Source organism: Cecembia sp. (genome assembly GCF_007126775.1).
Lineage (GTDB): Bacteria > Bacteroidota > Bacteroidia > Cytophagales > Cyclobacteriaceae > Cecembia.
Genome location: NZ_SLAP01000211.1, coordinates 1 through 5976, shown reverse-complemented (window position 1 = coordinate 5976; position 5976 = coordinate 1). Strand labels below are relative to the sequence as shown.

The following is a 5976-nucleotide window of genomic DNA, read 5'->3' as shown; positions in this document are numbered from 1 at the left end:
TAAAGGAGGTGATAATCGGTAATGAAGTTAAGTTGGGGACTTCCGATAAGAAATACCCAGATCAATAATAAACGCATGTAAATAATTATATTTTCCTTATTATAAGAAAATTAAATTACAATTCCAAAAGGAATTGGGTATTAAGCAAAAAGAGAGGCAATGCCTCTCTTTTCAAATCCACTATTATATCAAAATCCAATTAAGATTTATTAGCTATGTAGGCCAACAAATCCAATACTTTATTGGAATACCCCATTTCATTATCATACCAGGAAACAACTTTTACAAAGGTATCACTTAATTGGATACCTGCGCCTGCATCAAAAATGGAAGTCCTGGTATCACCATTGAAATCTGTAGAAACAACTGAGTCTTCAGTATAACCCAAAATCCCTTTGAGGTTTGTCTCTGAAGCTTCCTTCATTTTGGCACAAATTTCCTTGTAAGAAGCTGGTTTTTTCAACCTTACTGTAAGGTCTACAACAGAAACATTGGGAGTTGGCACTCTAAATGCCATTCCGGTTAACTTACCGTTGAGTTCTGGGATTACTTTTCCAACTGCCTTAGCAGCACCTGTTGAGGAGGGAATAATGTTTTGGGAAGCACCTCTACCCCCTCGCCAGTCTTTTGCAGAAGGTCCATCTACAGTTTTCTGCGTGGCCGTCACAGCATGTACAGTAGTCATTAACCCTTCTTCAATACCCCAATTATCATTCAATACTTTTGCTAAGGGAGCAAGACAATTGGTTGTACAGGAAGCATTGGAAACAAAATTCATGTCAGAAGTATATTTATCTTCATTGACCCCCATTACAAACATTGGCGTGTCATCTTTTGAAGGAGCTGACATAATGACCTTCTTGGCTCCTGCATCAATGTGTCCCTGAGCAGTCTCTTTTGTTAAAAATATGCCTGTTGATTCTACTACATAATCCGCTCCAACAGCCCCCCATTTCAAATCTGCAGGATTCTTTTCAGAACTTACTCTGATTTCATTTCCGTTTACCACCAACATGCCATTTTTCACTTCAACACTCCCATCAAACCTTCCATGCGTAGAGTCATATTTTAGCATATATGCAATATAATCAACATCAATCAAGTCATTGATTGCTACTACTTGAATTTCTGATCTTGATTGTGCGGCTCTAAAAACTAGCCTGCCGATCCTTCCGAATCCATTAATACCTACTTTAATCTTGCTCATAGTTATTTTATTAGTTATTGTATTGTTTCGAGTGTAAAAAGAATTTTGACTGGAAATTATCTATATATCTACGTAATATTCAACCCTTCACTGTATAAAAATACCAAATTAATTCTGGCCTACCAAAATATTTAAAAGATTGAAAATGAAGCCATTAATATATTTATCATTATACAATCGATTGCAGAATAAAGCTCTTGAAACCAATCAATTGATAATCAGTTAAATAATTTATTCCAAAAAAAAAGCGGTTAACACCGCTTTTTTAAGATTCCAAATTATCAATAATCTTGTTGAAGGTTTGACTTGGCCTCATAGCTGCTTCTGTTTTCAAGGGATCTGGTTTAAAATATCCACCTATATTTGTTTGTTTTCCTTGCACATCATTCAGCTCAGATACTATTTTGGACTCATTTTTACTCAGAGCTCTTGCCACGGAAGTGAATATTTTTTTAAGTTCAGAATCCTTGTCCTGAAGAGCCAATGCCTCAGCCCAATACAAGGCGAGATAAAAGTGACTTCCTCGGTTATCAAGCTCCAATACTTTTCTTGAAGGAGATTTATTTTCCTGGAGAAACTTGCCTGTCGCCTGATCTAATGTTTCAGACAAGACCTTTGCCCTTTGATTTGAAAATACCTCTCCAAGATGCTCTAAGGAGACCGCAAGTGCCAAAAACTCCCCTAAAGAATCCCATCTCAAATGATTCTCCTGAAGAAATTGCTCAACATGCTTTGGTGCCGAGCCTCCTGCCCCGGTTTCAAAAAGGCCTCCTCCATTCATTAAGGGGACAATGGAAAGCATTTTGGCACTTGTTCCCAACTCTAAAATAGGGAAAAGATCTGTAAGATAATCACGCAATACATTTCCAGTTACGGATATTGTGTCTTTCCCCTCCTTCATCCTCTTCAATGAAAATCTTGTTGCTTCAACTGGGGACATTATATGTAAGTCAAGCCCGGCAGTATTGTGTTCAGGAAGGTATTTTTTCACCTTTTTGATCAATTCAACGTCATGTGCCCTGTTCTTGTCTAACCAAAAAACAGTGGGAACACCAGTAGCTTTTGCTCTATTTACTGCCAATTTGACCCAATCCTGAATAGGTGAATCTTTAGTCTGGCACATTCTCCATATATCCCCTTGTTTTACCTCATGCTGGAGAAGGACCTCTCCTCCATCAGTTACCACCTTTACAGTGCCATCCTTAGAAATTTCGAATGTTTTGTCATGTGAGCCATACTCCTCTGCTTTTTGCGCCATCAATCCAACATTGGGAACAGAGCCCATAGTCGCAGGATCAAAAGCCCCATTTTCCTTACAGAAATCTATGGTCTCTTGATATACTCCGGCATAAGACCTGTCTGGTATTATTGCCTTGGTATCCTGCTGCTCTCCCTTTTTATTCCACATCTGACCCGAGGTCCTGATCATCGCTGGCATAGAGGCATCAATGATGACATCACTTGGAACATGCAAATTGGTAATCCCCCTGTCTGAATTGACCATTGCCAGATCAGGTCCCTCTGACATACAAGCTTCAATGTCTTTGACTATTTCTTTTTTCTCATCGTCCCGAAGGGACTCTATTTTAGAAAGCAAGTCTCCAAAACCATTGTTGACATCAACTCCTAAACTTTTTAGCAGCTTTTCATGCTTTTCAAATACAGGAGCGAAAAATACTTTCACAGCATGGCCGAAAATGATGGGGTCAGAAACCTTCATCATCGTGGCTTTCATATGAAGGGAAAACAAAACTCCCGATTTTTGGGCGTCTTTTTTTTGTTCATGAAGAAATTTCTTGAGAGCCGACACACGCATCACAGAAGCATCTATCACTTCACCCCCCTGAAGCGACAAACCGTCTTTTAAAGCAGTTATAGTGCCATCTATGTCTTGATGTTCAATCTTGACATTTCCTGCTTCGGATACTGTTATTGATTTTTCACTACCATAAAAATCTCCCTCACTCATACTGGAAACATGTGATTTGGAGTCTGAGCTCCACTCTCCCATACTATGAGGATTCTTTTTTGCATATTGTTTGACTGCCAATGGAGCTCTTCTATCCGAATTTCCCTCCCTCAAAACCGGGTTCACCGCACTCCCTTTCACTTTATCATATTTGACTTTTAGTGCTTTTTGCTCTTCATTGACCGGTTCGTCAGGATAGTCAGGAAGCGCAAAACCTTGTTGCTGCAATTCTTTGATAGCAGCTTTTAATTGAGGGATCGAAGCAGAAATATTCGGCAATTTGACAATATTGGCTTCCGGTGTTTTTGCTATTTCTCCCAATTCAGTTAAGTCGTCATTAATTCTCTGTTCTGGCTTAAGGTATTCAGGAAATTGTGAAATAATCCTTCCTGAAAGAGAGATATCCCTGGTTTCTACTTTTACGCCTGCACAATTGGTAAATGCCTTTACAATCGGCAAAAGGGAATAAGTAGCAAGTGCCGGGGCCTCATCAGTCAGCGTATAAAGAATCTTCGAAGTTTTTGTAGTCATCTTAAAATAATGATTGGTTAAAGCGAGTTTTGAAAATAGCCGTAATTTTTTTTTAGAATATCACAGCTTTTGAGCAGGTTTAAAACCTTATACTTGTCCAAAATTTCGGCAAATTTACAGAAAATATGTGAGTTTCAAAGCCAGATTTAAATGAGTGAAAGTAATACATATTCAATTTTAAGAAAGAAATTTTTTTTAATGCTTTAGACTGAAATCATCTGCATCCAACCATGCCGGAAATTTTTCCCGGTAGATTTTGAGCGATTCAAATTCCAATGCGACATACAGGATTTTCTCTTCATTCTCGGAATAACAAAGTCTTTCACCTTTAAAATTAAATGCGGATGAATGCCCGGAATAAGGAATGTCATTTCCATCTTGACCTATTCGGTTGACCCCTATTGCATAACTTAAATTCTCTATAGCCCTGGATTGAAGCAGGTTATCCCAAGCATTGATTCTTGGACTGGGCCAATTTGCAACATAGAAAATAAGGTCGTACTCTAAAGCTTTTTCCACTATCCTATTCCTGCTCCAAACTGGAAACCGTAGATCATAACAGATTTGTGGAAAAATTCTCCATCCTTTCCACTCAAAAGTCACCCTTTCAGTTCCCATGGAATACTGCCCATCCTCACCCGCCATCCTGAATAAATGTCGCTTATCATATTTACAAATTTTCCCGGATGGCTCTACCCAAAGCAATCTGTTATAATATTGATGGGCCTCTTTTATTACCAAACTTCCCGTTATCACTGCCCCTGTTTGTGCCGCCATCTGTTTCATCCACTTTGTGGTAAGGAAGTTCATTGGTTCAGCTACCTCAGCTGCATCCATCGTAAAGCCTGTTGGAAACATTTCTGGAAGTATAATCAAGTCAGAATCCTGTTCTATATTCATGATGATTTCCTCCAACATGGCCAAGTTGGCGATCTTGTCTTTCCAATACAAATCAGTCTGGATCAAGGCTATATTTAGTTCAGGCTTACGCAAATACTTTAGCATTTATTTAAAATGACCAACAAGTTACCCTGTTGGTCATCTGTTACTATTTTAATGGATAGATCATTCGATAGTCAGTGGGCACCTTGCCCTTGCTCACATCTATTAGCTTACTCTGCACCAACCTTTTCTTCAACCCCTTGAGGTAATCAACAAATAAAATTCCCTCCAAATGGTCATACTCATGTTGAATAACCCTCGCAGTCATACCGGAGAACTCTTCTTCTTTGAGATTCCAGTTTTCATCAAAATACTCTATAGTAAGCTTTTCAGGTCTTATAATTTCCGCCCTTACTTCCGGAATACTCAAACAGCCTTCTTCAAAGCCATAATTATCGCCATATTCGTCCAAGATGATAGGATTAATAAATGCCCTTCGGATGCCTTTTTCTTCATCCTCATCATCAAGCATCAAGGTGCTGTCAATCACAAAAAGTCTCACTCCTTTGTTGATCTGTGGAGCAGCTAGCCCTACACCACTGGCGTGGTCCATTGTACTGAACATGTCTTCAATAAGACTGGTCAAATTTTCCCCTTCTTTGATTTCTTCTGCTTCTTTTTTTAAGATTGGATTGCCATAGGCAACTATTGGATAAATCATGTTTGTTCTAAATAAGATTGTAGGATAATAGCAGCACTTACTTTATCCAAGTTTCCTGATTTTTCTTTCCGGTCTTTTTTCTTGCTACCCATAGCAATCATACTTTGCATGGCCATTTTGGAAGTAAATCTTTCATCAACCAAAACGAGTTTCTTTTCTGGGAAGAGTTTGGATAATCTGTCTTTGAGGCTAATCACCCTAGGTGTCATATCATTGGCCTTGCCGTTAAGGTTTTTGGGATATCCCAATACAATGGTTTCTACATCTTCTTTTTGGAAGTAGGCATTGAGGTAATCTATTAGTTTAGTGGTTTCCACTGTTTCAAGTGGATTTGATACCATTTTTAGTGTATCTGTAACCGCAATTCCTGTTCTTTTGGTTCCTAAATCAATCGCTAAAATTCTCCCCATCAATTATTCCGAATTTTCTTCCTGATTCTTCTTAAAACCTCTTTTTCAAGTTGCACTGCCTTGGGGAATAACAATTCATCTTCTATCTGCGCGTGAATGATCAGTTCTTTTTCAAAATTCTGCAATTCATTATAAAGCACCTTCATCGAAACAGGAGCATTTTCGGGCAAAAAATAATCCCGGGTAAGCTTTCTTATTCCTTCCATTTCATCATCATGGGCTTCATGCGCTTCCGCCAATGAAGCAACCGGACTTT

The 5976-nt window shown here is 38.7% G+C and carries 6 protein-coding genes; all 6 read right to left on the bottom strand.

The genetic code is table 11. The features are described from left to right. Nucleotides 1-199 precede the first annotated feature (199 nt). Entirely contained in the window at nt 200-1207 is a 1008-nt protein-coding gene (gene gap / locus QZT73_RS14135) for a type I glyceraldehyde-3-phosphate dehydrogenase (RefSeq protein WP_291788798.1), read from the bottom strand. A 265-nt stretch (nt 1208-1472) separates the two neighbouring features. Beyond that, entirely contained in the window at nt 1473-3707 is a 2235-nt protein-coding gene (locus tag QZT73_RS14130; RefSeq protein ID WP_291788796.1) for an NADP-dependent isocitrate dehydrogenase, read from the bottom strand. Between the two features lie 195 nt (nt 3708-3902). Then, nucleotides 3903-4712 carry an amidohydrolase gene (locus tag QZT73_RS14125; RefSeq protein ID WP_291784939.1) on the bottom strand — a complete coding sequence of 270 codons (810 nt, stop codon included), beginning with the start codon at nt 4710-4712 and terminating at the stop codon, nt 3903-3905. Nucleotides 4713-4755: 43 nt separating this feature from the next. Then, nucleotides 4756-5310 (bottom strand): peptide deformylase, encoded by a 555-nt coding sequence (gene def / locus QZT73_RS14120; protein WP_291784937.1) that lies wholly within the window; start codon nt 5308-5310, stop codon nt 4756-4758. After that, nucleotides 5307-5720 carry a Holliday junction resolvase RuvX gene (ruvX, locus tag QZT73_RS14115; RefSeq protein WP_291784935.1) on the bottom strand — a complete coding sequence of 138 codons (414 nt, stop codon included), beginning with the start codon at nt 5718-5720 and terminating at the stop codon, nt 5307-5309. The genes def and ruvX overlap by 4 nt, the downstream gene beginning before the upstream one ends. Beyond that, on the bottom strand, nt 5720-5976 hold a 257-nt coding region (locus tag QZT73_RS14110), incomplete at its 5' end, for a hemerythrin domain-containing protein (RefSeq protein ID WP_291788793.1). The genes ruvX and QZT73_RS14110, both read right to left, overlap by 1 nt.